Annotated in this window: 25 protein-coding genes and 1 tRNA gene; 15 read left to right on the plus strand and 11 right to left on the minus strand. The window is 31.9% G+C overall.

What is annotated here, in order from left to right; genetic code table 11:
* The first annotated feature begins 1 nt into the window (after nucleotide 1).
* The 3 genes from AC28QF_RS03730 to AC28QF_RS03740 are packed head-to-tail and all read left to right on the plus strand — an operon-like array spanning nucleotide 2 to nucleotide 1,934.
* A complete protein-coding gene (locus AC28QF_RS03730) occupies nucleotides 2–208 on the plus strand; it encodes a helix-turn-helix domain-containing protein (RefSeq protein ID WP_488200707.1) in 207 nt (68 codons plus the stop codon).
* 27 nt (nucleotides 209–235) lie between these two features.
* On the plus strand, nucleotides 236–1,492 hold the full coding sequence (locus AC28QF_RS03735) for a Y-family DNA polymerase (protein ID WP_488200706.1): 1,257 nt from the start codon (nucleotides 236–238) through the stop codon (nucleotides 1,490–1,492).
* 4 nt (nucleotides 1,493–1,496) lie between these two features.
* Complete coding sequence (locus AC28QF_RS03740) at nucleotides 1,497–1,934, plus strand: LexA family protein (protein ID WP_488200705.1); 438 nt, start codon at nucleotides 1,497–1,499, stop codon at nucleotides 1,932–1,934.
* Between the two features lie 53 nt (nucleotides 1,935–1,987).
* On the opposite strand, the gene AC28QF_RS03745 is transcribed toward AC28QF_RS03740, so the two are convergent.
* Nucleotides 1,988–2,401 carry a BrxA/BrxB family bacilliredoxin gene (locus tag AC28QF_RS03745; RefSeq protein ID WP_218771570.1) on the minus strand — a complete coding sequence of 138 codons (414 nt, stop codon included), beginning with the start codon at nucleotides 2,399–2,401 and terminating at the stop codon, nucleotides 1,988–1,990.
* Nucleotides 2,402–2,518: 117 nt separating this feature from the next.
* Here AC28QF_RS03745 and AC28QF_RS03750 point away from each other — a divergent pair, with 117 nt between their 5' ends.
* The 6 genes from AC28QF_RS03750 (at nucleotide 2,519) to AC28QF_RS03775 (ending at nucleotide 9,166) form a co-directional block, all read left to right on the plus strand.
* Nucleotides 2,519–3,277: a TerB family tellurite resistance protein gene (locus AC28QF_RS03750; protein ID WP_488200704.1), complete on the plus strand. Its 759-nt coding sequence runs from the start codon at nucleotides 2,519–2,521 to the stop codon at nucleotides 3,275–3,277.
* Between the two features lie 111 nt (nucleotides 3,278–3,388).
* Nucleotides 3,389–6,787, plus strand: coding sequence for an isoleucine--tRNA ligase (gene ileS, locus AC28QF_RS03755; protein WP_488200703.1), 3,399 nt, complete (start codon nucleotides 3,389–3,391; stop codon nucleotides 6,785–6,787).
* A gap of 4 nt (nucleotides 6,788–6,791) precedes the next feature.
* Nucleotides 6,792–7,169 (plus strand): TraR/DksA family transcriptional regulator, encoded by a 378-nt coding sequence (locus AC28QF_RS03760; RefSeq protein ID WP_488200702.1) that lies wholly within the window; start codon nucleotides 6,792–6,794, stop codon nucleotides 7,167–7,169.
* 82 nt (nucleotides 7,170–7,251) lie between these two features.
* Nucleotides 7,252–7,875, plus strand: coding sequence for a hypothetical protein (locus AC28QF_RS03765; protein WP_488200701.1), 624 nt, complete (start codon nucleotides 7,252–7,254; stop codon nucleotides 7,873–7,875).
* Between the two features lie 43 nt (nucleotides 7,876–7,918).
* On the plus strand, nucleotides 7,919–8,503 hold the full coding sequence (locus AC28QF_RS03770) for a lipoprotein signal peptidase (RefSeq protein ID WP_488200700.1): 585 nt from the start codon (nucleotides 7,919–7,921) through the stop codon (nucleotides 8,501–8,503).
* 60 nt (nucleotides 8,504–8,563) lie between these two features.
* Complete coding sequence (locus tag AC28QF_RS03775; protein ID WP_488200699.1) at nucleotides 8,564–9,166, plus strand: DUF4230 domain-containing protein; 603 nt, start codon at nucleotides 8,564–8,566, stop codon at nucleotides 9,164–9,166.
* Here the strand turns inward: AC28QF_RS03775 and AC28QF_RS03780 are convergent.
* Together AC28QF_RS03780 and AC28QF_RS03785 are read right to left on the minus strand one after the other, a co-directional pair.
* Nucleotides 9,163–9,576, minus strand: coding sequence for a DUF6691 family protein (locus AC28QF_RS03780; protein WP_488200698.1), 414 nt, complete (start codon nucleotides 9,574–9,576; stop codon nucleotides 9,163–9,165). The genes AC28QF_RS03775 and AC28QF_RS03780 overlap by 4 nt on opposite strands.
* A 1-nt stretch (nucleotide 9,577) precedes the next feature.
* The gene (locus AC28QF_RS03785; RefSeq protein WP_488200697.1) at nucleotides 9,578–10,138 is read right to left on the minus strand and encodes a YeeE/YedE family protein; all 561 of its coding nucleotides are present in this window, start codon (nucleotides 10,136–10,138) and stop codon (nucleotides 9,578–9,580) included.
* A 345-nt stretch (nucleotides 10,139–10,483) separates the two neighbouring features.
* Here AC28QF_RS03785 and AC28QF_RS03790 point away from each other — a divergent pair, with 345 nt between their 5' ends.
* Nucleotides 10,484–11,476 (plus strand): stealth family protein, encoded by a 993-nt coding sequence (locus AC28QF_RS03790; RefSeq protein ID WP_488200696.1) that lies wholly within the window; start codon nucleotides 10,484–10,486, stop codon nucleotides 11,474–11,476.
* A gap of 81 nt (nucleotides 11,477–11,557) precedes the next feature.
* On the opposite strand, the gene accC is transcribed toward AC28QF_RS03790, so the two are convergent.
* The 6 genes from accC to pdxA all read right to left on the minus strand — a co-directional run bounded on the left by accC (nucleotide 11,558) and on the right by pdxA (nucleotide 16,466).
* A complete protein-coding gene (gene accC, locus AC28QF_RS03795) occupies nucleotides 11,558–12,895 on the minus strand; it encodes an acetyl-CoA carboxylase biotin carboxylase subunit (protein WP_488200695.1) in 1,338 nt (445 codons plus the stop codon).
* A 65-nt stretch (nucleotides 12,896–12,960) separates the two neighbouring features.
* A complete protein-coding gene (gene accB, locus AC28QF_RS03800) occupies nucleotides 12,961–13,446 on the minus strand; it encodes an acetyl-CoA carboxylase biotin carboxyl carrier protein (protein ID WP_488200694.1) in 486 nt (161 codons plus the stop codon).
* Between the two features lie 26 nt (nucleotides 13,447–13,472).
* Entirely contained in the window at nucleotides 13,473–14,468 is a 996-nt protein-coding gene (locus tag AC28QF_RS03805; protein WP_488200693.1) for a beta-ketoacyl-ACP synthase III, read from the minus strand.
* A 151-nt stretch (nucleotides 14,469–14,619) separates the two neighbouring features.
* Nucleotides 14,620–14,814: a 50S ribosomal protein L32 gene (gene rpmF, locus AC28QF_RS03810; protein WP_218771557.1), complete on the minus strand. Its 195-nt coding sequence runs from the start codon at nucleotides 14,812–14,814 to the stop codon at nucleotides 14,620–14,622.
* 8 nt (nucleotides 14,815–14,822) lie between these two features.
* On the minus strand, nucleotides 14,823–15,359 hold the full coding sequence (locus tag AC28QF_RS03815; protein WP_488200692.1) for a YceD family protein: 537 nt from the start codon (nucleotides 15,357–15,359) through the stop codon (nucleotides 14,823–14,825).
* Between the two features lie 72 nt (nucleotides 15,360–15,431).
* A complete protein-coding gene (gene pdxA, locus AC28QF_RS03820) occupies nucleotides 15,432–16,466 on the minus strand; it encodes a 4-hydroxythreonine-4-phosphate dehydrogenase PdxA (protein WP_488200691.1) in 1,035 nt (344 codons plus the stop codon).
* A gap of 63 nt (nucleotides 16,467–16,529) precedes the next feature.
* Here pdxA and AC28QF_RS03825 point away from each other — a divergent pair, with 63 nt between their 5' ends.
* Nucleotides 16,530–17,117: a riboflavin synthase gene (locus AC28QF_RS03825; RefSeq protein WP_488200690.1), complete on the plus strand. Its 588-nt coding sequence runs from the start codon at nucleotides 16,530–16,532 to the stop codon at nucleotides 17,115–17,117.
* A 42-nt stretch (nucleotides 17,118–17,159) separates the two neighbouring features.
* Here the strand turns inward: AC28QF_RS03825 and AC28QF_RS03830 are convergent.
* Nucleotides 17,160–17,233 (minus strand) — tRNA-Ile (locus AC28QF_RS03830).
* Nucleotides 17,234–17,285: 52 nt separating this feature from the next.
* Nucleotides 17,286–18,257: a polyprenyl synthetase family protein gene (locus AC28QF_RS03835; protein WP_488200689.1), complete on the minus strand. Its 972-nt coding sequence runs from the start codon at nucleotides 18,255–18,257 to the stop codon at nucleotides 17,286–17,288.
* Nucleotides 18,258–18,384: 127 nt separating this feature from the next.
* Here AC28QF_RS03835 and AC28QF_RS03840 point away from each other — a divergent pair, with 127 nt between their 5' ends.
* Genes AC28QF_RS03840 through AC28QF_RS03855 form a run of 4 tightly spaced genes read left to right on the plus strand, consistent with a single transcriptional unit; the run spans nucleotide 18,385 to nucleotide 25,006 of the window.
* Nucleotides 18,385–18,993, plus strand: a complete 609-nt coding sequence (locus AC28QF_RS03840; RefSeq protein WP_488200688.1) for a TetR/AcrR family transcriptional regulator — start codon at nucleotides 18,385–18,387, stop codon at nucleotides 18,991–18,993.
* Nucleotides 18,994–18,998: 5 nt separating this feature from the next.
* Nucleotides 18,999–20,339, plus strand: coding sequence for a TolC family protein (locus AC28QF_RS03845; RefSeq protein ID WP_488200687.1), 1,341 nt, complete (start codon nucleotides 18,999–19,001; stop codon nucleotides 20,337–20,339).
* A gap of 11 nt (nucleotides 20,340–20,350) precedes the next feature.
* On the plus strand, nucleotides 20,351–21,517 hold the full coding sequence (locus tag AC28QF_RS03850) for an efflux RND transporter periplasmic adaptor subunit (protein WP_488200686.1): 1,167 nt from the start codon (nucleotides 20,351–20,353) through the stop codon (nucleotides 21,515–21,517).
* Nucleotides 21,518–21,544: 27 nt separating this feature from the next.
* Nucleotides 21,545–25,006 (plus strand): efflux RND transporter permease subunit, encoded by a 3,462-nt coding sequence (locus AC28QF_RS03855; RefSeq protein WP_488200685.1) that lies wholly within the window; start codon nucleotides 21,545–21,547, stop codon nucleotides 25,004–25,006.
* The last annotated feature ends 29 nt before the right edge of the window (nucleotides 25,007–25,035 follow it).

Genomic DNA, 25,035 nt, shown 5'->3' on the forward strand with positions numbered 1-25,035 from the left:
TATGCCGATAATTGTAAACTTAGATGTAATGCTTGCTAAACGCAAGATGAAAAGTAAAGATTTGGCAGAAATTGTGGGAATTACTACGGCAAATTTATCCATCTTAAAATCAGGAAAAGCAAAGGCAATTCGGTTTTCAACTTTAGAAGCAATTTGTAAAGCTTTAGAATGTCAACCAGCAGATATTTTAGAATTTTTAGAAGACTAAAACCACAGATGTATTACTTTTACAAACATGTATGCACTTGTAGATTGTAATAATTTTTATGCCTCTTGCGAACGGGTTTTTAATCCGAATTTAGAAGGGAAACCTGTTGCTATTTTAAGCAATAACGATGGTTGTGTAATTTCTATGAGCGACGAAGCTAAAAAATTACAACTTCCGTTTGGTGCACCAATATTTAAATGGAATCAGTTTTGTAAGAAAAATAACATTACCGTATTATCTTCTAATTATCCGTTATACGGCGATATGAGTGCACGGGTTATGAAAACACTCGAACAATTTTCTCCAGATATCGAAGTATATTCTATCGATGAAGCTTTCTTACAGTTTAAAGGATTTGAGAATTATAATCTACAAGAATACGGAACGCAAATTAGAAGCAGAGTTTTACAATGGACGGGGATTCCGACCTGCATAGGTATTGCACCAACTAAAGCATTAACTAAAATAGCGAATAAAATTGCGCGTAAATATCCGAAGGAAACAAAAGGAGTGTATGTAATAGATTCTGATGAAAAAAGAATAAAAGCCTTAAAATGGATTGCGATAGAAAACGTTTGGGGAATAGGAAGTCGTTTATCAAAAAAGCTACAAGCAAAAGGTTGCATAAAAGCCTACGATTTTACACAGTTAGATGATAACTGGGTTCGTAAGAACTTATCAATTACGGTTTGGAAGTTGAAAAAAGACTTAGAAGGTGAAGCTAAAATATTGTTAGACGAACCAGTAACCAAAAAAGCAATTGCTACCACCCGAAGTTTCGAATATACTTTTTCTGATATTGATAATATAAAAGAGCGGATTTCTACGTTTGCAACAAGTTGTGCCGAGAAATTACGAAAACAAAATTCAAGCTGTCACATGGTTATGGTTGTGTTGCACAGCGACCGCCATAAAAAAGATAGCGAACAACATCGGGCAAGCAGAACGGTTGTTTTTTCATATCCAACAGATTCAACTTTAACAATAAGTAAAAGTGCGGTAGAAGCCGTAAAAACTATTTTTAAAAAAGGCGTAAAGTATAAACGAGCAGGAGTTATTGTAACAGGATTAGTACCGTCGGATAATTATCAAATAAATATGTTTGCTACAGAAAATCCGAAGCATAAACCGCTAATGCAAGCTATTGATAAAATAAATCAGACATTTAAGTCAGATAAGGTTAAATTAGCAAATCAAGATTTACAACGAACTTGGAAAATGCGCCAAGAGCGATTGTCGCCAAAATACACCACGAATATTAACGATATTATTACGGTAAAATAAATTTATGAACACATCAGAAACATTAACTTTTTTTTCACCTAAAGAAATGGGTAAAACAGTAGGTACAATTTTTAAGGATATTGGTATATCTGCTGGATTTCCTTCACCTGCGGATGATTTTAGGGAAACGCGTATTTCGTTAGATGAAGAGTTGATACGAAATAAAGAAGCGACCTTTTTTGCAAAAGTTAGTGGGCAATCTATGATTGGTGCCGGATTAGATGATAATGATTTATTGGTAATTGATAGAAGTATAGCGCCAGAAAACAACAAAATAGCCGTTTGCTTTTTAGATGGTGAGTTTACTGTAAAACGATTAAGAGTAGAAAAAGACGAAGTTTGGTTGCAACCTGAAAACCCGGATTATCCGATAATTAAAATAACAGCAGAGAATAATTTTGTTATTTGGGGTATTGTTACCAGCGTAATAAAAAAAGTATAACAAAAAAAACCAGCAAATTTGCTGGTTTTTTTTATTGATTCTAGTGCGAATTATTATTCACAAAATTCATCATAAGCACCTGCTAAGTTCTGAGCAATAGCTTGTGCAGAGTGTCCTTCGATATGGTGACGCTCTAACATGTGTACTAAGTTACCATCTTTAAATAATGCAATTGCAGGAGATGACGGAGGAAAAGGAACCATAAGTTCTCTTGCTCTAGCGGTAGATTCTTTTTCTACACCTGCAAAAACAGTTGTTAAGTTTGTAGGAGTTTTATCAGCTCCTAAAGAAGCAATTGCTCCTGGTCTTGCAGTACCTGCTGCACAACCACAAACAGAGTTTACCATTACTAAAGTTGTTCCTTTTTTTGCTAAAGCTGTATCAACATCTTCGGCAGTATATAAAGCGTCAAAACCAGCATCGATTAATTGGTCACGCATCGGTTTTACTAATTCTTCTGGGTACATAATTTTTTATTAAATAATTTAGGCAAAGATACTTTATTTAAAAGCAAGAGTCAAGCCTAAACAAATCGGCTTTTTTGTAAGTAGTTAATAGTATATTTACACCTTTAAAATTTAAGAATGGGAAAATTTGCAAAGTGGCTTGGAGCCGGAGCGGGATTTACAATGGGTGGTCCGATAGGAGCTATTATAGGATTTGCGGTAGGTAGTTTTATTGATGGAGTATCTGTTGAAGATTTTATGCAAGAACAACAAGAATACCAAAGACAGTCTAGATCACAACAAAGAGGAAGAGCTACTTCTGGCGATTTTGAAATTACATTGCTAATTTTAGCATCTGTTGTTATTAAAGCAGATGGTAAAGTTGATAAGCGAGAGTTAGATTATGTGCGCATGCATTTCGTAAAAATGTACGGAAAAGAGCGTGCAAATCATGCGTTTAAATTGTTTAACGGAATTATTAAAAGGAAAATATCAACGCGTCAGGTGTGTATGCAAATCCGTCAACACATGTCGCATTCTTCCCGTTTACAATTATTGCACTTTTTATTCGGAATAGCGAAAGCAGACGGACAAGTAACAGCATCCGAAGAAGAAGAAATAAGAAAAATAGGAGGTTATTTATATATCAACGATCATGATTATTCATCAATAAAAGCAATGTTTTATGATGAAACAGATGGTGCTTACAAGATTTTAGAAATAACTAAAGAAGCGACTAATGATGAGTTGAAAAAGGCTTATAGAAAAATGGCTAAAAAATACCATCCAGATAAGTTAGAAGGCTTAGGAGAAGAACATAAAGAAGGGGCAAATGAAAAATTTCAAAAAATTCAGGCAGCCTACGAACAAATTAAAAACGAAAGAGGAATTTCTTAAAAGGATTGCGCTAAATTTTAAAGCCTATATTTAAAGGCTTTTTTTAAGTGTCAACTACTACAATTACAAGAAAATACGTAATTTCGCGAATTCAATTAATACAATTACAAAATGAGTACGAAGTTTACTGAATACAAAGGGCTTAACTTGCCAAATGTTGCTGATGAAATTCTTAATTATTGGAAAGAAAACAACATTTTTGAAAAAAGTATAACTACCCGTGATGATAACAAACCGTTTATCTTTTTCGAAGGACCACCTTCAGCAAATGGTTTACCGGGTATTCACCACGCAATGGGACGTACGATTAAAGATATTTTTTGCCGTTACAAAACCTTAAAAGGATTTCAAGTAAAGCGTAAAGCTGGTTGGGATACCCATGGTTTGCCTGTTGAATTAGGGGTAGAAAAAGAATTAGGAATTACCAAAGAAGATATCGGAACAAAGATTACGATAGAAGAATACAATATTGCTTGTAAAAAAGCAGTAATGAAGTATACTGATATTTGGAATACACTTACCGAAAAAATGGGATATTGGGTAGATATGGAAGATCCGTATGTTACTTATAAACCAAAATATATGGAAACCGTTTGGTGGTTGTTAAAACAAATCTATAACAAAGATTTGATGTATAAGGGCTATACAATTCAACCTTATTCACCAAAAGCAGGTACTGGTTTAAGTTCTCACGAAGTAAATCAGCCAGGAGCATACCAAGATGTTACAGATACAACGGTAGTTGCACAATTTAAAGCAATTAGCGAAACTTTACCAAGTGTTTTACAAAACGGAAGTGATGTTCATATTTTAGCATGGACAACAACTCCTTGGACGTTGCCAAGTAATACAGCTTTAACAGTAGGTCCAAAAATTGAGTATGTTTTAGTAAAAACATTCAATCAATATACGTTCGAACCTACACAAGTTCTTTTAGGAAAAGCTTTAGTAGGTAAACAGTTTGCAGGAAAAAAGTTTAAAGTGGTTGAAAATGAAGCTGATTTAGCTTCTTATAAAACAGATGATAAACAAATTCCTTATTTGGTAGTTGCCGAATGTAAAGGTACCGATTTAGTAGGTGTTAAATACGAGCAATTATTACCGTACGCATTACCATATGAAAACCCAGAAGAAGCTTTTAGAGTAATTCCTGGAGATTTTGTTACTACGGAAGACGGAACAGGAATTGTACACACAGCACCAACTTTTGGAGCTGATGATGCTATCGTTTGTAAAGATGCAGGTATACCACCAATGTTGGTAAAAGACGAAAATGATAACCTAGTTCCTTTAGTAGATTTACAAGGTAAATTCACCAAAGAAATGGGTGAGTTTGCAGGAAAATATGTAAAGAATGAATATTATACTGATGGCGAAGCTCCAGAGCGTTCGGTAGATGTAGAAATTGCGATTAAATTAAAAGAAGAAAATAAAGCCTTTAAGGTAGAGAAATACGTGCACAGTTATCCGCATTGTTGGAGAACCGATAAGCCTATTTTATATTATCCGTTAGATTCTTGGTTTATAAAAGTAACAGACGTTAAAGAACGTATGCACTCTTTAAACGAAGAAATTAATTGGAAACCTGAATCAACAGGAACAGGTCGTTTTGGAAATTGGTTAAAAAATGCCAATGACTGGAACTTATCGCGTTCTCGTTTTTGGGGAATTCCATTGCCAGTTTGGAGAACCGAAGATGGTAAGGAAACCAAAATAATGGGTTCTGTAGCTGAGTTAAAAGAAGAAATGGCATTGGCTGTAAAAGCAGGTGTGATGACTGAAGATATTTTTGCTGATTTTGTATCAGGAGATATGTCAGACGAAAATTACGATACGGTTGATTTACATAAAAATGTAGTTGATAAAATTACATTGGTATCAACATCAGGTGAACCGATGAAACGTGAAGCAGATTTAATTGATGTTTGGTTCGATTCTGGTTCTATGCCATATGCACAATGGCATTATCCGTTTGAAAATAAAGAATTAGTAGAAGAAGGTTGGAAAACTGCCGATTTTATTGCTGAAGGTGTAGATCAAACTCGTGGTTGGTTTTATACATTGCATGCAATTGCAACCATGGTTTTTGATGATAAAGCCTATAAAAACGTTGTTTCTAACGGATTGGTGTTAGATAAAAACGGACAAAAAATGTCGAAGCGTTTAGGGAATGGAGTAGATCCATTTACTACGTTAGATACATATGGACCGGATGCTACGCGTTGGTACATGATATCGAATGCAAATCCTTGGGATAATTTAAAGTTCGATTTAGACGGAATAACAGAGGTTAGTAGAAAGTTTTTCGGAACACTTTACAACACTTATTCATTCTTTAGCTTATACGCAAACTTAGATAATTTTAATTACAGCGAAGCTGAGGTACCGTTAAATCAAAGACCAGAAATTGATCGTTGGGTATTATCAGAATTAAATACTTTGGTTCAGAAAGTAGATGTATTCTATTCAGAATATGAACCAACAAAAGCAACGAGAGCAATCTCTGATTTTGTGCAAGACCATTTAAGTAACTGGTATGTTCGTTTATGTAGAAGACGTTTTTGGAAAGGAGAATATGCGCAAGATAAAATATCAGCATATCAAACCTTATATACTTGTATGCTAACAGTTGCTAAATTAGCATCGCCAGTGGCACCATTTTTTATGGATAAGTTATATAAAGATTTAACAAGTACTACAAATGGCGAAGGATTTGAAAGTGTACACTTAGCAGAATTTCCAAAATACGATGCTAATTTAATTGATAAGTCTTTAGAACGTAAAATGGAAAATGCACAAACAATATCTTCATTAGTTTTATCGTTAAGAGCTAAAGAAAAGATAAAAGTGCGTCAGCCATTACAAAAAATCATGATTCCGGTTTTAGATGAGACTCAAAAAGAAGAAATTTTAGCAGTTGCTGATTTAATAAAATCAGAGGTAAATGTTAAAGAAATAGAGTTGTTAGATGACGCTTCAGGTATTTTAGTAAAACAGATAAAACCAAATTTTAAAGCTTTAGGTCCAAAGTTTGGTAAAGATATGAAGTTGATTGCTAATGAGATACGGAAATTTACGCAAGAAGATATCATTAAAATAGAAAAAGAAGGAACTATTTCTGTCGAGATTAATGATAAAATGATTAATTTAGAAACCGCAGATGTAGAGATTTTATCGAAAGATATTGAAGGTTGGTTAGTAGCAAATGCAGAAGGCTTAACTGTTGCTTTAGATGTTACAATAAACGAAGATTTACGTAAAGAAGGTGTTGCTAGAGAATTGATAAATAGAATTCAGAATGCACGTAAAGAAACCGGTTTAGAAGTAACAGATAAAATAAAATTAACCATTTTAAATTCTAATGATTTACAAGAATCTGTAACTGCAAATGAAAATTATATAAAAGCAGAAACATTAACAAATGAACTATTATTTGTTGATGACTTAAAAGATGGTATAGAAATTGAGTTTGATACCATAAAAAGTAAAATGTTAATAGAAAAAGCATAACATTATGGATGAGGTTACAATAAGATATTCAGATAGTGATTTACAGGAGTTTAAAGGAATCATTTTAAAGAAAATACAAGATTCAGAACAGGATTTAAAGTTAATAATATCTTCGTATAAGAATGATTCTGATAACGGAACGGAAGATACTTCCCCTACGTTTAAGTCGTTTGATGGAGGCTCTGATGCGATGGCTAAAGAAGCAAATATGCAGTTAGCTATTCGTCAAGAAAAATTTATCCGTGATTTAAAAAACGCATTAATTCGTATCGAAAACAAAACATATGGCGTTTGTAGAGTTACTAATAAGTTAATTCAGAAAGAACGTTTAAAATTAGTTCCTCATACTACATTAAGTATCGAGGCGAAACGTAAACAGTAACGTTTTGTATAATTATAACAATAATAAGAAACCTCTAATAAGAGGTTTTTTTTGCATTAAACCCTTTTGTATAATTGTTTTTTTGTTTATTAACTTAACTTTATTCGCACAAGAAAAGTTACTTAAAAAAAGCACTTATCAATCAGAAGAAATAGAAATAATTACGGATGGCCTGGATAATGTAACTATAGAAAATTCATTAAGTAATCAAATAGAAATTGTTTTATTAGATGAAAATCCGAATACACATACTATTTTTATAGATGAGCAAAACGGTGTTTTAAAAGTAAGTTTTGAACTTCATTTTAACCTATTTAAGGAACCTGTTTTTAGAAAATTTATAACAAAAAGACTGCAAAGAGCTACTACGATAATTAAAATTCCGAGTAATAAAAGTATCAATATTTACGGAAAAACGATTGATATCACTTCTAAAAGTTACAAAGGAGATTTAAAAATTTATATTGATAAAGGAAACGTGAAGCTAAACGAAGTAAAGGGAAATACTTTTGTTAAATTATTTTCTGGTAACGTATACGGTAGGATAAAAAAAACCACAGTTATAAATATAGAAACGAATAATGGAGAAATTCATGTAAATGAAAATAGCTATAGCAAGCAATTTTACACTAAAAGTAATCCAAAAGCTATTCGTAAATTCAATGTACGTTCTATTAACGCTAATGTTATCTTAATAACAGAATAAAAACGAATACTTTTCTTATTTTAGCTGCTGTTAAATTTATAAAATGTCTAAAAAAAATATCGCAATACTTACTGTAGTTTTGGCAATTTTAATTGATCAAATTAGTAAAATATATGTTAAAACTCATTTTCAACTTGGGGAAGAAGTAGTTGTTTTTGGTGATTGGTTTAAAATCCATTTTACTGAAAATAATGGTATGGCTTGGGGTTTTGAGTTTGGAGGTAGAGCAGGTAAATTATTTTTAACATTGTTTAGGGTTTTTGCGGTTTCTGGTATTATCTACTGGTTATGGCAAACTATAAAAAGGCAAGCTCATACAGGTGTTGTTATCGCTATTGGTTTGGTTTTAGCAGGTGCAATAGGTAATATTATAGATTCAATTTTTTACGGAGTAATTTTTGATAATTCGTATCATAATGTGGCAACATTGTTTTCAGATAAACCGTATGGTGATTTATTTTATGGTAAAGTAGTAGATATGTTATATTTTCCGATGTATGAAGGAGAGAGTTTTACTTTTTTTAATGCAATCTTTAACGGTGCCGATTCTTGGATAACTATTGGTGTTGTTTTATTATTTATATTTAATAAACAAGCTTTTCCGAAAGAAGAAGAAACTACAGCCTAAATTAAAACACTACAAAGCTTTGGTTTAATATACTTTTTCTATATTTATGAAAAAGAAATTATGCGTTTCCTTAAATATATTGCTATTTTTTTATTGGGTTTTTTGATTGCCAAGTTATGGTATGAAAAAAAAGAAGAAAAGCATCAAAAAGAAGAAATAAAAGTAGTTTTAAGTGGTATACAAAATCTAAGTAAATTAGTAGTTTCAGAAGGCGTTTTTTCTGAAATGTATAGTTTTTCTGATACCAAGAAATATTTATACAATTACCTTTCATTTGAAAAAAAAGCGATACTATCAGTTAGCGCCAAAGTTGAGGTTGGTTATGATTTATCTAAGTTAGAAATACAAATAGATAGTATCGGCAAGCAAATAATTATCAATAAAATTCCTAAAGAAGAGGTTTTAATTTCGCCAGATATTAAATATTTCGATTTACAACAAAGTCAATTCAATACCTTTTCTAGATCAGAATTAAATATGCTTAATGGTAGAGCTATCGAAAAGATAAAAGCAACCATAACAGTATCTGACCTTCAAAAAGATGCTAAGAAGCGTCTTTTCGAAGAACTGTCTAAAATATACCAACTCTCTAAAATTTATAATTGGAAAGTGGTTGATAATACGAATTCAAACTTATTAGAAGCTATTTTATTGCAGGATTAATTAGGTAATTTTTTACTTAATAAACCGTAAATAAAAGCACCTAACATAGCGCCAAGTAAAACAATAATTATTGGTAATATACCATGGCCAATTAAAACAAAAATAGGTGCAGGGCATGCGCCTGCAAGAGCCCATCCTAATCCGAAAATGGTTCCACCAACAAGTGTTCTTATAAAGCCTTTTTTCTTTTCTTTAATGTTTATTTGATTTCCTAAGTAATCTTTAATTTTTCCACTTTTAAAGAAATACATTAATACCATTGAAATTGCTACAGCCGATCCTATAATACCATACATGTGAAACGATTGAAATTTAAACATTTCGTATATTCTATACCACGAAATAGCTTCAGATTTTGTCATGATAATTCCGAAGAAAACACCTAATACTAAAAATTTTATATTTTTCATCTTATCCGAAAATTAAGGGAAATATTATCCAAGTCATTACTAACCCACCTATAAAAAAACCAATTACTGCAATTAATGATGGTAATTGTAAACTACTTAAACCAGTAATTGCGTGTCCAGAAGTACATCCGCCTGCGTATCTGGTTCCGAAACCAATAAAAATCCCTGCAATTAGTAAAATAGAAAACCCTTTAAGAGTAAGCATGTTTTCTAAGCTGAAAATTTCATTTGGCACGAAAGAGTCACCTGCATTGGCAAAACCTAACTCAGCGAGTTCTTGTACGGTTTTAGGGTTTAGATTAATAGTGTTTGTTGTCGATAAATAATTAATGGTTATAAACCCACCAATAATTAATCCAGCTAAGAATACAAGCGCCCAATCGCGTTCTTTCCAATCTTTTTTAAAATAATCAGAAACTTTACCGGCGCCTGCAATAGTACACATTGTTTCTAAGTTTGTGGATACACCAAAGTTTTTTCCGAAGTAAAAAAACAAGAAAAGAACAAAGGCAATCAATGGGCCAGATATGTACCAAGGCCAAGGTTGTAATATGATATCCATTATAAAGTTTTTTTTATATAATCTATTATAATTTTAGTTGCACCAACGTTGTTTGCTATATATTTTTGGTTTGTGCTTCCTAATTCAGTTCTTAAAATACGGTTGTTTTTAAGTGTGGTAAAAATACTCGAAAATTCCGCATTATTTGTAACAATTGTAACACTGCCCAAATCTAGTAAATCAGTTGCATCTTTAAATTTATTCAGAATCTAATTTTTTCACCATATTTTAATGATATTGAATTAATAGATAACCTTTAATTCTTAAGTAATTTCACTATATTTATATTGAAAATAACTTACTTTTGAAGCTTAGAAAGATTCGTTTAATTTTATATAAAAAGAGATGGGGATAGACTTTGTAGTTACTTGGGTTGATATGGATGATCCTAAATGGATTAAAGAGTTTTCAAAGTATTCTAACAAAATAGATAACTCTGTAAATGAACTTTCAGAGGCACGTTTTCGTGATCATGGGTTTTTAAAATATTGGTTTAGAGGTATTGAGAAATTTGCTCCTTGGGTTCGAAAAATTCATTTTGTTACAAGTGGTCAAAAACCAGATTGGCTTGATGAAAATCATCCGAAAATAAATTTAGTAAATCATTCAGATTATATTCCAAGCGAATTTTTGCCTGTTTTTAACTCTAATTTAATAGAGATATACATGCACAAAATACCTGATTTATCTGAGAAATTTGTGTATTTTAATGATGATTTTTTCATTATAAATAATGTTTCTGAAAATAGATTTTTTGAAAACGGATTACCTAAAGATATAGCTACTTTTAGGAAAAATACAGGTATTTCTCAATTTGAAAAAATGCTTAAAAATAATATTCGCCTTATTAACAAGCATTTTGATAAGAAGGAAGTTTTTAAGAAGGATCACGATAAATGGTACGATCCATCTTACGGTAAGAAAGGAAGGTTAACAAAGTTATTAAAGTATTATAATGAATTTATTACACTTCGTACACCTCATAACGCACAGCCTTTTTTAAAATCTACCTTTGTAGATGTATGGGAGCATTGTAATGAAGAGCTTACCGAAATGTCTAAGCATAGGTTTAGAAGTAATGATGATTATACTCCTGAATTGTTTAAAACTTGGCAAATTTGTAGTTCTAATTTTGTGCCTTATAATACATATCAAGACACCAAAATGTTTCCATTATTAATTAAATCTAAAAAGGCTATTAAGGCGGTAAGAGAACAATCTTATAAGCTCGTTTGTTTAAATGATAATATACATATTAGAAACTATAATAAAGTAATGCAAGATATAAGCGATGCATTTGATAGTATACTACCAGAGAAATCAAGTTTTGAAAAGTAGTTTGCAAAACAGGATTATTTTGTAAGAAATAAATAAAAAACCTAATATGTTTTAAAGCATATTAGGTTTTTTATTTTAATATTATTTCATTTCAAAATCTTCCATGAATTTCGTGGTATAATTACCAGAAACATAATCAGGATGATCCATTAATTGTCTATGGAAAGGAATTGTTGTTTTAATTCCTTCAATAATATACTCATCTAAAGCACGTTTCATTTTGTTAATTGCTTCTTCACGAGTTTGTGCAGTAACAATTAGCTTAGAAATCATAGAATCGTAATTTGGCGGAATCATATAACCTGCATAAACATGTGTGTCTATACGAACTCCATGACCTCCTGGTGCATGGTAAGATGTAATTTTACCTGGTGAAGGTCTAAACCCGTTGTAAGGATCTTCAGCATTAATTCTACATTCGATAGAGTGTAATTGAGGTAAATAATTTTTACCAGAAATAGGTACACCTGCAGCTACTAAAATTTGTTCACGAATTAAATCGTAATCCACTACTTCTTCAGTAATAGGGTGTTCTACCTGAATACGTGTATTCATCTCCATAAAGAAGAAATTACGGTGTTTATCTACTAAAAACTCAACAGTTCCTGCTCCTTCATATTTAATAAATTCAGCAGCTTTTACAGCAGCATCTCCCATCCTAGTACGTAATTCATCCGTCATAAACGGAGAAGGCGTTTCTTCTGTTAATTTTTGGTGACGACGTTGAACTGAACAATCTCTTTCTGATAAATGACATGCTTTACCGTAAGAGTCTCCAATAATTTGAATTTCGATATGACGAGGCTCTTCAATTAGCTTCTCCATATACATATCATCATTACCAAAGGCAGCTTTAGATTCTTGACGAGCAGAATCCCACGCGTCTTTTAAATCTTCTGCTTTCCATACAGCACGCATTCCTTTTCCACCACCACCTGCAGATGCTTTTAGCATAACAGGATAACCAGTTTCTATAGCTGTTTTTTCGCAATCTTCAAAAGTTTCGATAACACCTTCGCTACCAGGTACACAAGGTACTCCAGCAGAAATCATGGTAGATTTAGCATTTGCTTTATCTCCCATGCGGTCAATCATATCAGGTGAAGCTCCGATAAACTTTATTTCATGCTCTTCACATAATTTAGAGAATTTAGCATTCTCTGATAAGAAACCATAACCAGGATGAATTGCATCTGCATTTGTAATTTCTGCAGCAGCAATAATACGATCCATTTTTAAATAAGATTCACTACTTGCAGCTGGTCCAATACAAACTGCTTCGTCAGCAAATCTTACGTGTAAGCTTTCAGTATCTGCTTTAGAGTAAACAGCTACTGTTTTTATTCCCATTTCTTTACAGGTTCTAATTACGCGTAGCGCAATTTCACCTCTATTGGCAATTAATATCTTTTTAAACATACGTTCTAAAAATTTTAAAACTCCAAATAAGTAAGTATATACTTTTATTTGGAGTTATATGTTACTTAAGATGGATCTACTAAAAATAATGGTTGATCAAATTCTACCGGAGAAGAATCATCTACTAATACTTTAACGATTTTCCCTGAAATTTCAGATTCAATTTCGTTAAATAATTTCATTGCTTCAATAACACATACAGTATCACCTACTTTTACTTCGGTACCAACTTCTGCAAAGTTTGGTTTGTCTGGAGAAGGTTTTCTGTAAAAAGTTCCGATTATTGGAGACTTAATTGTAATGTATTTAGAATCTTCATCAGCACTTGAATTATCATTTGAAGGTGCCGCCTGAGTTGTTGCTGCAGGAGCTTGCGCCATTATTTGAGGAGCTGCGCTCATTGGGGCAGCTGTTGTCTGAATAATTGTAGTTTCAGGAGTTTCGCTTCCAGTTTTAATGGTGATTTTAATATCTTCCATTTCTAACTTTACTTCACTTGCACCTGACTTTGCTACAAATTTTATAAGATTTTGAATTTCTTTAATATCCATATTCCTAATTTTAGTTGTTTGGTTTTTTATGAATTGTATGCCCATTTTAAATAGATAGCTCCCCATGTGAAGCCTCCACCAAATGCTGCAAAAATTAAATTATTTCCTTTTTTTAGATCCTTTTCATAATCAGCAATTAACAAAGGTAAAGTAGCAGAAGTGGTGTTTCCATATTTATGGATGTTTACCATTACTTTTTCTGATTCTAAACCAACTCTATTTGCTGTAGCTTCAATAATTCGGTTATTCGCTTGGTGTGGAACTAACCAATCAATATCATCTTTAGAAAGATTGTTTCGTTGTAATATTTTTTCAGAAACATCAGCCATATTCGAAACAGCGTATTTAAATACCGTTTTTCCTTCTTGATGCACAAAGTGCTGACCTTTTTTTAGTGTTTCTTCTGAAGCAGGTAAAATAGAACCACCAGCATCAATTTTAAGAAACTCTCTACCAATTCCGTCACTTCTTAAATATTCGTCTTGTAAACCAAGCCCATCAGTATTTGGTTCGAATAATACAGCACCAGCCCCATCACCAAAAATGATACATGTAGCTCTATCTGTATAATCAATAATTGAAGACATTTTATCAGCTCCTATTAGTAATACTTTTTTATAGCGACCACTTTCTATATATTTAGCAGCCGTAGACATTCCGAATAAAAAACTAGAACATGCAGCTTGTAAGTCGTAAGAAAAAGCATTTGTAGCACCGATTTGAGAAGCTGTGTAAGCAGCGGTAGAGGCAACAAGCATGTCTGGAGTTGCAGTAGCAACAATTACTAAATCAATATCTTTAGGGTCGATGTTTGATTTTTTAAGTAAATCTTCAGCCGCTTTAACAGCCATAAAAGAAGTTCCTTTACCTTCTCCTTTTAAGATTCTTCTTTCCTTGATACCGGTTCTACTAGTGATCCATTCATCATTAGTATCTACCATAGTTGCGAGCTCCTTATTGGTTAAGATATACTCAGGAACAAATTTTCCTACTGCGGAAATCGCTGCAGTTATTTTAGTCATAATTGTTTGTTTTGTAATAAAACTAGTTGTCAAAAGTAATGAAAAATAGTTGACCTTTTTAAAGAAAAAACATCAAAAAGGTTATTTTTTAACAAAAAAACACAAAAAAACCCTCAAAAAGAGGGTTTTTTTGTGTTGTAAAAACTAGTGTTTATGCCTCAGCAACTGCATTTTCTAATACTACTTGACCTCTGTAGTATAATTTTCCTTCATGCCAGTGAGCTCTGTGGTATAAATGAGCTTCTCCAGTTGTAGGATCAACAGCTATTTGAGGTACAGAAGCTTTATAGTGAGTTCTTCTTTTATCTCTTCTAGTTTTCGATATTTTTCTCTTTGGATGTGCCATTTTATGTTTTATTTATCTGTTAGTAAATCCTTTAATTTATCCCACCTTGGGTCTGCTGACGTTTGTTCAACAGTTTTTTCTTCGTTTATTCTTAATTCGTTTAATCTATCTAAAGCGTCAGATTTCATCGTGCCATTTAAAATATCTGGATGAATTCTTTTACTAGGAACAGATAAAACAATTAACTCATATATATATTGAGCAACGTTCATTTCATATACTTCATGTGGAAGTATTAAAATTTCATCATGTTCGTCGTTGTATTCAGGTCCAAATTTAACTATTAAATCTAAAACACCATCAATTTTTAAATCGAATGGTTCTCCGGTGCTATCACAAGGTACGTTTACAGTACCTTGTATTGTAAACGTAAGCTCAAATAATGTGCTTTTTTTTACAAAATTAATATCCGCGGTTAGGTTTGCGTCGTTAAATTCATCAAACTGAAATGCTTCAAAGAACTTTTTTCCAATTTGATACTGAAATAAATGACTTCCTTCTTTTAAACCTACAAAAGGTATATTGAATTCTTTTATGTCTTTCATCTGTAAGATCAATTTGAGCGTGCAAAGATATAAAAAATGTTTATATTTTTATATTTTACCTAAAAAAAAAAACTATTTAACTTTTAAAGTGTTTTTTGTTAGTTCTGCATGCTGTTTTCTATTCTTAAATATTTGTAATGAGGTAAATAAAGCTTCTTTAAATGAAGAAGGGTTTGCTATGTTTTTACCTGCAATATCAAAACCTGTTCCGTGATCAGGAGAGGTTCTTACTTTGTTTAGGCCGGCTGTGAAATTTACACCGTTACCAAAAGAAAGTGCTTTAAAAGGGGCAAGTCCTTGGTCGTGATACATTGCTAAAACACCATCGAATTGCTTATAGGTTTCTGAGCCGAAAAACCCATCTGCAGCATATGGGCCAAAAACTAATTTCCCAGATTCTTTTATTTCTGCAATTACAGGACGGGTAATTTCATCATCTTCTTTTCCTATAATTCCGTTATCACCACAGTGAGGATTTAATCCTAAGATGGCAATTTTTGGTTTATTAATACTAAAATCTTGTTTTAAAGAAGCGTGCATAATCTCAACTTTTTCCTTAATTAGCTCAGGAGTAATCGTCGCTGCTACTTCAGAAATAGGAATATGACCTGTAATTAAACCGATTCGTAATTCATCAGTCATTAAAACCATTAAACTTTTACCTTCTAAGTTTTCTTCTAAATATTCTGTGTGACCTGGAAAGTTAAAATCTTCAGATTGTATATTTTCTTTGCTTATTGGTGCGGTAAGTAAAACATCAATATGGTTGTTTTTTAAAGCGCTTGTTGCTGCTTCAAGTGATTTGTATGCGAATTTACCACCGGTTTCAGTAGTTTTTCCTATTTCAATTTTAACTTCATCAGTCCATGAATTCATTAAATTGATTTTATCATGCGAAATTTTATCAATAGAGTTAATACCATGAATATTAGTGCTTAACTTTAGGTTTTTCTTGTGGTAAGATATCAACCTAGTTGAAGCAAATAAAACAGGAGTACAAAACTCAAGCATACGTTTGTCTTCAAAAGTCTTTAAAATAATTTCAATCCCAATTCCGTTTATATCCCCAACTGAAATCCCAACAATAATTTTGTTTGTAGTATCCATAGTTACTTTCGTACGTAAAAGTTGTATTTTTGATGTTAACAAAAGTAACTAAAATTTAGGAGAATGTTTACGGGAATAATTGAAACTCTTGGAATTGTTAAGAGATTAGAGCAAGATAAAGAGAATTTACACATTACTGTTTTAAGTAATATTACAAACGAGTTAAAGATAGATCAGAGTGTGGCCCACAATGGTGTTTGTTTAACTGTGGTTGGTGTTTTTAATGATGAATATACTGTTACGGCAATTAAAGAAACGTTAGATAAAACCAATATAGGTGATTTAAAAGAAGGAGAAGAAGTGAATTTAGAAAGAGCTATGAAATTAGGTGCTCGTTTAGATGGTCATATCGTACAGGGGCATGTTGATAGAACTGGAGTTTGTACAGGTGTTAAAGATGAGGGAGGAAGTACTATTTTTACTTTTTCTTATGATTTTGATGGTGACAATGTTACTATTGAGAAGGGATCTATAACTGTAAACGGAGTAAGTTTAACGGTAGTAAACTCTAAAAAGGATGAGTTTAGCGTAGCTATTATACCTTATACCATAGCGCATACTACTTTTAAAAATTTTAAAGTAGGGAGTAAAATTAATCTAGAATTTGATGTGATTGGTAAATACGTGGCAAGATTAACCCAATTAAAATAAAAAAAAACCACTTACATTTCTGTAAGTGGTTGAATTTAAACGTGGTCCCACCAGGACTCGAACCTGGGACCACCTGATTATGAGTCAGGTGCTCTAACCAACTGAGCTATAAGACCGGTTAAATTAGGACTGCAAAAATAGTAACTTTTTTAAATAAAAAAACTTTTTTTACACTTTTCTGCTCATTAAATTTTCACCGAACAAACGCAAGCCCTCTTTGGCTTGATCAGAAATGTTTAGGTGTGCTAAACTCTCGAAAGACTTATTAGTGTAATACTCAATAAGTTCGTGTGTAAATTTAGGGATATCATTTTTCGAAAATATGGCAGAAACGGTACTTATTTTGGTTGAAATATTTTCTTGTTTTTCATTGTAAAGAATACTTAATTTCTCCTTATCGTCATCATTTGCGACTTCTAAGGCTTTTAAATAAAGAAAAGTTTTCTTGTTTTCGATGATGTCACCACCAATTTGTTTCCCAAAAGTTTCAGGATTACCGTAGGTATCTAAATAATCATCTTGTAATTGAAAGGCAATTCCTAAATTTAATCCGTAATTATATAAATGTTGCGCTTGGTTATCGTTAACTTCGGCAACAATAGCGCCCATTTTTAAAGCAGCGGCAACTAAAACAGATGTTTTTAGGGTAATCATTTTAATGTACTCTTCGATAGTAACATCATTTCTTGTTTCAAAATCAACATCTAATTGTTGTCCGTCACAAACCTCAAGAGCTGTTTTACTAAATAACTGCGCTAGTTTTTGAAAAACAACTGGATTGTAGTTCTCGAAATGTTGATAAGCGAGTATAAGCATTGCATCTCCCGATAAAATACCTCTATTAATATCCCACTTTTCATGAACAGTTTTATGACCTCTTCTTAAAGGAGCATCATCCATAATGTCGTCATGCACTAATGTAAAGTTGTGAAAAACTTCAACAGCTAAAGCCGCAGGCATTGCTTTTTTGTAATCTCCAGAAAAAATATCTGAAGCGATAAGAGTTAGTATTGGTCGAATTCTTTTACCACCTATTTGAAGAATATAATCTATAGGTTCATAGAGGTTTTTAGGCTCTCTTATAATTTTTTTAGATTCTAGGTAAGATAAAAAGTCTGACTGATATTGTAATATGTCCAAATCTTAATTTTTTTTGTAAAAATAAGATAATGAATAATTTTATTATCAATAGAATGAAAAAAATAATTAAAACTTTGGAAACTTTTTTTGTTTCTAAAGTTTCCTGCAGTATCTTTGCGGTCGAATTATGAGAGATAAAATAATAAATAAAGCAGGAGAAATGTTTTTAAGCCTTGGGTTTAAAAGTATTACTATGGATGATATTGCTAAAGAACTTGGGGTTTCTAAGAAGACGTTATATAAGTATTTTTCAAATAAAACAGCTTTGGTTGATGCTAGTACAGAAGCGGTTCATGCGACTATAAATGAAACAATAATTAAGATTAAAGAGCGTGGTTATAATGCTATTGAAGAGGAATTTGCGGTAAAAGCAATTTTTAAAGAAATGTTTAAAAACGCAAAGACTTCACCAATGTTTCAGCTGAAAAAATATTATCCAGAAACATACACAAGCTTAATGGAGCGTGAGGTTTGTATGTTTAAGGAGTGTAATGTTGATAATATTAAAAAAGGAATTGAGCAAGGTTTTTATAGAGAGGGTTTAAATATCGACTTGATATTTAATTTTTATTCCACTTTAATATTTGGAGTTTTCGATACTGAAATGTATGGTAGTGAAATGCAAGAATTAATGAAAGTTGAATATCAAATTTTAGAATACCATATAAGAGCAATTGCAACAAGTAATGGATTAGAAGAGTTAGAAAAACAATTAAAAATAATAAATCAAAATTAATAACAATGAAAAAATACATATATAGTGTATTTATATTCTTTTGTACGGGCTTTCTGTTTGCGCAAGAAGAACTTAATATATCAATGCAAGAAGCCATTGATTATGCAATAAAAAATAATTACGACAATAAGATTGCTTTAAATAATATTGAGGCGGCTAAAGAAAGAAAGTGGGAAACAACAACAATGGGCTTACCTCAAATAAGTGGTAAGGTCGATTATCAAAATTGGTTAAAACAACAAGTTTCGTTATTGCCAGCTGAAATTTCAGGAGGAGCACCAGGTACTTTTACTCCAGTTAAATTTGGAACAAAACAAACCATGGATGCTTCATTAACTTTAACACAGTTAATTTTTGACGGATCTTATTTAGTAGGCTTACAATCAGCTAAAACCTATTTAAAAATATCAGAGCAGGCTAAAGAGAAAACAGAGTTAGCAACAAGAGAAGCTGTTATTAATTCGTATGGAAACGTATTAGTTATAGAAAGAAATATCGAAATTTTAGAAAAGAATAGAGGTGTTCTTAAAAAGAATTTAGAAGAAACACAGAAGATTTATAAAAACGGATTAACTGAGTTAGAAAATGTAGAGCAGTTGCAGATTACCCTAGGTACTATTGAAAATAATTATAATAATGCTAAAAGAATGAAAAGCATAGCGTATAAGATGTTAAATATAGCCTTAGGTAACTCTATAGAGAAGAAAATAGTTTTAACTGATAATTTAGATAATTTAGTTTTAGCAAATACAGATTTAAGTTTACTTACAAAATCTTTTAACGTAAAGAGTCATATCGATTTTAAAATGGCTGAAAACGATAAAGAAAGTAAAGCATTGTTAATGAAATTAGAGCAAAGTAAAGCATTGCCAACATTATCAGCATTTGTAAACTATGGGGCAAACGCAAATTCAAATGATTTTGATTTCTTAAAGGATTCGCAAAAATGGTTTGATTATTCATTGATGGGAGTAAGTTTAAATGTGCCAATTTTTAGTAGTTTCGGAAGACGTTCTAAAACAGCAAGAGCAAGAATTGAACTTGAAAATGCAGCGATTAAAAGTGAAGATGTTAGGCAAAAACTAATGTTGCAATCTGAAACTGCAAAAAGCGATTATCAATTAAGTATTGAAAGTTTTCAAACTGCAAAGAAAAATTTATCATTAGCAGAAAGAATAGAAAAGAAGCAACAGATTAAATTCTTTGAAGGGCTTTCATCAAGTTTCGATTTATTACAAGCGCAAAATCAATTATACTCACAACAAAACAATTATGTGCAATCAATGCTTAACGTAATAGCAAGAAAAGCACAGTTAGAAAACGCACTAAACATACCAATAAAATAAAGTAATAAATAATGAAAAATATATATTCAATTCTTGCGATAACACTATTTTTAGTTTCCTGCGGAGGTAATAAAAAACAATCTGTAGAAGATGTAATCGCCTCTAATGATTTAGAGAAAATACGCGCCAAAAAAACGGAATTAAATACTGAAGTGCAAACACTATCAGAAAATATTAAAACGTTAGATGCTAAAATAGCTACGCTAGATAAAACTAAAAAAGTGCCTTTAATAACTGTTTTATCAGCAAAAAAAACAGTATTTAATCACTATTTAGAATTACAAGGTGATGTTAAAACAAAACAAAATGTTTTAATATATCCTGAAATGGCTGGGCAATTGACTAAGATTTACGTAAAAGAAGGACAATACGTAAAAGAAGGACAAATATTAGCTAAAATTGATGATGGAGGATTGTCTAATCAACTTGCTCAAATAGAAGTAGAAACTACGTTAGCAGAAACTACATACGCGCGTCAAAAACGACTATGGGATCAGAAAATAGGTTCTGAGATACAGTTTCTACAAGCTAAAACGAAGTATGAAGCACAGAAAAATGCTGTAAGCCAATTAAAAAGGCAATTAGGAAAATCGGTAATAAGAGCACCTTTTACAGGTGTTATAGATGATGTTATAAAAGAACAAGGAGTTGTTGTTGCGCCAGGAATGGGAGCAGAAATTTTTAGAATCGTAAACCTTTCTAAAATGTATATCGAAACAGCTGTGCCAGAAACGTATATAACATCTATTAAAAAAGGAAAAAGTGTTGATGTTGAGTTTCCAATTTTAGGAGAAAAAATAAAATCAACAGTTCGCCAAGCTGGTAACTTTATAAATCCGGCAAACCGTACTTTTAAAGTAGAAATAGCTGTAGATAATAAAGCCGGTAATATAAAGCCAAACTTAAGTGCTAAGTTAAAAATTAACGATTATACTAATGATAAAGCATTATTGGTGCCTCAAAGTATTATTTCAGAAAATGCAAAAGGAGAACAGTATGTGTATGTTGTTACAGGTTTAAAAGATAAAAGAGGTAAGGCAAAGCAAGTGATTATTGTTACAGGTAAAACACAAGGAGATGTTGTAGAGGTTTTAGAAGGTATTAAAGCCGGGGATCAAATAATTAAAGAAGGTGCTCGTAGTGTTCAGAACGGTCAAGAAGTACAAGTTTTAAACTAATTTAAATTTACCAATAAAAATATAAATATGTCTAAAAAGAACAAACAGGTAGATAAAGAATTTGGTTTATCCTCTTGGGCAATTAATAACAAAACTACAATGTATGTGGTTATGGCTGTTATATTTTACTTAGGTGTTTCTGCTTTTTTTGAAATGCCACGTGAAAGTTTCCCGGAAATTAAAGAAACAAAAATATATATAAGCACTCCGTTTTTTGGAAACACAGCTGAAGATATTGAAAAATTGATTACAGATCCGTTAGAAGAAAAATTAAAAACGGTAAGTAATGTTGTAGAAATTACATCAACATCACAAGAAGATTACTCTATGGTAATTGTTGAGTTTGATGAAAATATCGAGGTAAAAGATGCCAAACAAAAGGTTAAAGATGAAATAGATTCTGAAACATCTGGTGAAGATTGGCCAACCTTTAACGGTGCTAAAGTAGAGCCTAATGTTTTTGCTTTAAGTATGAGCGAAGAAATGCCAATACTTAATATTAATATTTCTGGAGATTATACTGTAGGTAAATTAAAAGAGTTTGGAGAATATCTTCAAGATGAAATTGAAGGATTGCAAGAAATTAAACAAGTAGATATTCGTGGTGTACAAGATAAAGAAGTTGAAGTAGCTGTAGATATTTATAAAATGCAAGCCGCTAAAGTTAGTTTTAGTGATATTATAAATACAATTAACGGAGGTAATTCAACAATGTCAGCGGGTAATTTAATTACAAGCGGGCAGCGTCGTACGATTCGTATTTTAGGAGAAATAGACAAACCAGCTGATTTAGAAAATTTTGTTGTAAAGTCAGAAAAAGGAAGTTCTATTTACTTAAAAGATGTTGCTGAGGTGTTTTTTAAAGAAAAAGACATTACAACGTATGCAAGACAGTATGGAGAGCAAGTTATTATGTTAGACGTTAAAAAACGTGCAGGTTCTAACATGGTTGCAGCTGCAGAACAAATTCAAAAAATGGTGCAAGATGCCAAGGATAACGTATTTCCGCCAGATTTAGAAGTTACTATAACTAATGATCAATCATCGGTAACAATTGCTGCAGTTGATGACTTGGTGAATAATATTATTTTCGGAGTTATTTTGGTGGTAATAGTCTTAATGTTTTTCTTAGGATTTAAAAACGCCATTTTTGTAGGATTTGCAATTCCGATGTCGATGTTTATGTCGCTTATGATTTTAAACATGTTAGGCTATACATTAAACACCATGATTCTTTTCGGATTAATTATGGGATTAGGAATGCTGGTAGATAACGGTATTGTTGTTGTAGAAAATGTATATCGTTTAATGGATGAAGAAGGAATGAGTAGAACCGAAGCAGCTAAAAAAGGTATCGGAGAAATTGCTTTTCCAATTATTATATCAACCGCAACAACTGTGGCAGCTTTTATTCCGTTAGGTTTATGGCCGGGAGTAATGGGAGAGTTTATGAAACTTTTACCAATTACTTTAGCTATTGTATTAAGTTCATCATTAGTAGTAGCTATCTTTTTTAACTCTGTTTTAGTTTCTAACTTTATGAGTACAGAAGATGAAGATATGCCTTTAAAGAAAATAATTACAATGACAGCAATTATAGCTGTAATTGGAGTTTTAATATTCTTAGTAGGAGGTGTGTATAGAGGATTAGGAACATTAATGTTTTTTACAGCGATAATGCTTTGGGCATACAGGATGTTTTTACGTAAGTGGGCAAACTCTTTTCAAACAAAAGTATTACCTCGTTTAGAAAACTGGTATGAACGCCAACTTCGTAGAGCTTTATCTAAGTCGGCACCATATTGGCTGGTAGGAGGAACTTTTGCATTACTTATTATCTCTTTTATTGCTTTTGGAGCTTCATTAGCTTCACAACGTACTAAAGTTGAGTTTTTTCCAGATAACAAACCAAATCAAATTATTGTTTATATCGAATATCCGCAAGGAACAGATATCGAAAAGACAAATAAAATTACCAAGCAAATAGAGAAAAAGGTTGCTGTTGTTTTAAATGATTCGCAATATACAGATGGTGATTATAATTTTTTAGTAGAAAGTAATGTTTCTCAAGTAGGTGAAGGAGCAGGTAATCCTGCTGTTGATGCAGGTTCAGGTGGGGAGTTACCACATAAAGGAAAAATAACAGCTTCTATGCGAGAATATAAATATCGTAGAGGAGAAGATAGCGAATTGTTGCGTCAAAAAGTACAAGAAGCATTAGTAGGTATATATCCTGGGGTTTTAATTTCTGTAGAGAAAGATGCTAACGGTCCACCAGCAGGTGCCCCAATTAACATCGAAATTGAAGGAGATGATTATAGTGAGTTAATTGTTATTGCAGAAAGAATGCGAGATTTTATAACCTCTAGAAATATTCCTGGAGTAGATGAAATTAAGATAGATGTAAATAAAGATAAACCAGGAATGCAAGTTCTTGTAGATAGAAAAAAAGCTGGTGAACTGGGTGTAAACGCATCACAAGTAGGACAGCAAATTCGTAATTCTATTTTCGGTTCTAAGGCGGGTATTTTTAAAGAAGATGGTGAAGATTACGATATATATGTGCGTTTTAATAAGGCGAACAGGTATAATACAAGTGCTATTTTTAATCAAAAGATTACTTTTAGAGATAATACAGGTAGTTTAAAAGAAATTCCAATTTCTGCAGTTGCAGCACATAGTAATAATTCTGGTTTTAGTGCTATTAAGCACAAAGATTTAAAACGAGTTGTAACTGTTTACTCTCAATTATCACCTGGTTTTACAGATGCTGGTGCAATTGTAAATCAAGTTCAAAACGAAATGAAATCGTTTGAAGGAATGCCAAAAAATATTAAAATAGATTATACAGGGCAAATTGAAGAGCAGAATAAACAAATGGCCTTTTTAATGGGAGCATTATTAACTGGTTTAGGTTTAATTTTCTTCATATTAATTTTCCAGTTTAACTCTATTTCAAAGCCAACTATTATAATGATTTCGATTCTGTTAAGCCTTATCGGTGTATTTGGTGGAATGGTAATTACAGGTTCAGCATTTGTTATTATGATGACCATGATGGGGATTATTTCTCTGGCAGGTATCGTAGTAAATAACGGAGTAGTATTGTTAGACTATGCACAGTTATTAATTGATAGAAAGAAAAATGATTTAGGTTTAGATGAAGATGCCTACCTAGAAACAGATGATCTTTTTGAAGCAATTGTAAGAGCAGGTAAAGCTCGTTTACGTCCGGTATTATTAACAGCAATTACAACTATTTTAGGTTTAATTCCGTTAGCAATCGGACTTAACATTAACTTTTTCTCATTATTCGCAGATTTTGACCCTAAAATATATATGGGAGGAGACAACGTTGTGTTTTGGGGTCCATTAGCATGGACTGTAATTTATGGTTTGTTAATTGCAACCTTTTTAACGTTAATTGCGGTGCCAATATTATTCTTTTTAATTACAAAGTTTAAAATGTGGACAAAGAGAAACGTATAATATGTTTTTTTAATTTTTGTTAATCAAAA

It is taken from the genome of Tenacibaculum sp. M1.3A (assembly GCF_057732375.1).

Excerpts from the sequence above, each read along its gene's own strand:
- AC28QF_RS03730 (WP_488200707.1), top strand. The coding sequence starts at position 2 with ATGCCGATAATTGTAAACTTAGATGTAATGCTTGCTAAACGCAAGATG.
- AC28QF_RS03735 (WP_488200706.1), top strand. The coding sequence starts at position 236 with ATGTATGCACTTGTAGATTGTAATAATTTTTATGCCTCTTGCGAACGG.
- AC28QF_RS03740 (WP_488200705.1), top strand. The coding sequence starts at position 1,497 with ATGAACACATCAGAAACATTAACTTTTTTTTCACCTAAAGAAATGGGT.
- AC28QF_RS03745 (WP_218771570.1), bottom strand. The coding sequence starts at position 2,401 with ATGTACCCAGAAGAATTAGTAAAACCGATGCGTGACCAATTAATCGAT.
- AC28QF_RS03750 (WP_488200704.1), top strand. The coding sequence starts at position 2,519 with ATGGGAAAATTTGCAAAGTGGCTTGGAGCCGGAGCGGGATTTACAATG.
- ileS (WP_488200703.1), top strand. The coding sequence starts at position 3,389 with ATGAGTACGAAGTTTACTGAATACAAAGGGCTTAACTTGCCAAATGTT.
- AC28QF_RS03760 (WP_488200702.1), top strand. The coding sequence starts at position 6,792 with ATGGATGAGGTTACAATAAGATATTCAGATAGTGATTTACAGGAGTTT.
- AC28QF_RS03770 (WP_488200700.1), top strand. The coding sequence starts at position 7,919 with ATGTCTAAAAAAAATATCGCAATACTTACTGTAGTTTTGGCAATTTTA.
- AC28QF_RS03775 (WP_488200699.1), top strand. The coding sequence starts at position 8,564 with ATGCGTTTCCTTAAATATATTGCTATTTTTTTATTGGGTTTTTTGATT.
- AC28QF_RS03780 (WP_488200698.1), bottom strand. The coding sequence starts at position 9,576 with ATGAAAAATATAAAATTTTTAGTATTAGGTGTTTTCTTCGGAATTATC.
- AC28QF_RS03785 (WP_488200697.1), bottom strand. The coding sequence starts at position 10,138 with ATGGATATCATATTACAACCTTGGCCTTGGTACATATCTGGCCCATTG.
- AC28QF_RS03790 (WP_488200696.1), top strand. The coding sequence starts at position 10,484 with ATGGGGATAGACTTTGTAGTTACTTGGGTTGATATGGATGATCCTAAA.
- accC (WP_488200695.1), bottom strand. The coding sequence starts at position 12,895 with ATGTTTAAAAAGATATTAATTGCCAATAGAGGTGAAATTGCGCTACGC.
- accB (WP_488200694.1), bottom strand. The coding sequence starts at position 13,446 with ATGGATATTAAAGAAATTCAAAATCTTATAAAATTTGTAGCAAAGTCA.
- AC28QF_RS03805 (WP_488200693.1), bottom strand. The coding sequence starts at position 14,468 with ATGACTAAAATAACTGCAGCGATTTCCGCAGTAGGAAAATTTGTTCCT.
- rpmF (WP_218771557.1), bottom strand. The coding sequence starts at position 14,814 with ATGGCACATCCAAAGAGAAAAATATCGAAAACTAGAAGAGATAAAAGA.
- AC28QF_RS03815 (WP_488200692.1), bottom strand. The coding sequence starts at position 15,359 with ATGAAAGACATAAAAGAATTCAATATACCTTTTGTAGGTTTAAAAGAA.
- pdxA (WP_488200691.1), bottom strand. The coding sequence starts at position 16,466 with ATGGATACTACAAACAAAATTATTGTTGGGATTTCAGTTGGGGATATA.
- AC28QF_RS03825 (WP_488200690.1), top strand. The coding sequence starts at position 16,530 with ATGTTTACGGGAATAATTGAAACTCTTGGAATTGTTAAGAGATTAGAG.
- AC28QF_RS03840 (WP_488200688.1), top strand. The coding sequence starts at position 18,385 with ATGAGAGATAAAATAATAAATAAAGCAGGAGAAATGTTTTTAAGCCTT.
- AC28QF_RS03845 (WP_488200687.1), top strand. The coding sequence starts at position 18,999 with ATGAAAAAATACATATATAGTGTATTTATATTCTTTTGTACGGGCTTT.
- AC28QF_RS03850 (WP_488200686.1), top strand. The coding sequence starts at position 20,351 with ATGAAAAATATATATTCAATTCTTGCGATAACACTATTTTTAGTTTCC.
- AC28QF_RS03855 (WP_488200685.1), top strand. The coding sequence starts at position 21,545 with ATGTCTAAAAAGAACAAACAGGTAGATAAAGAATTTGGTTTATCCTCT.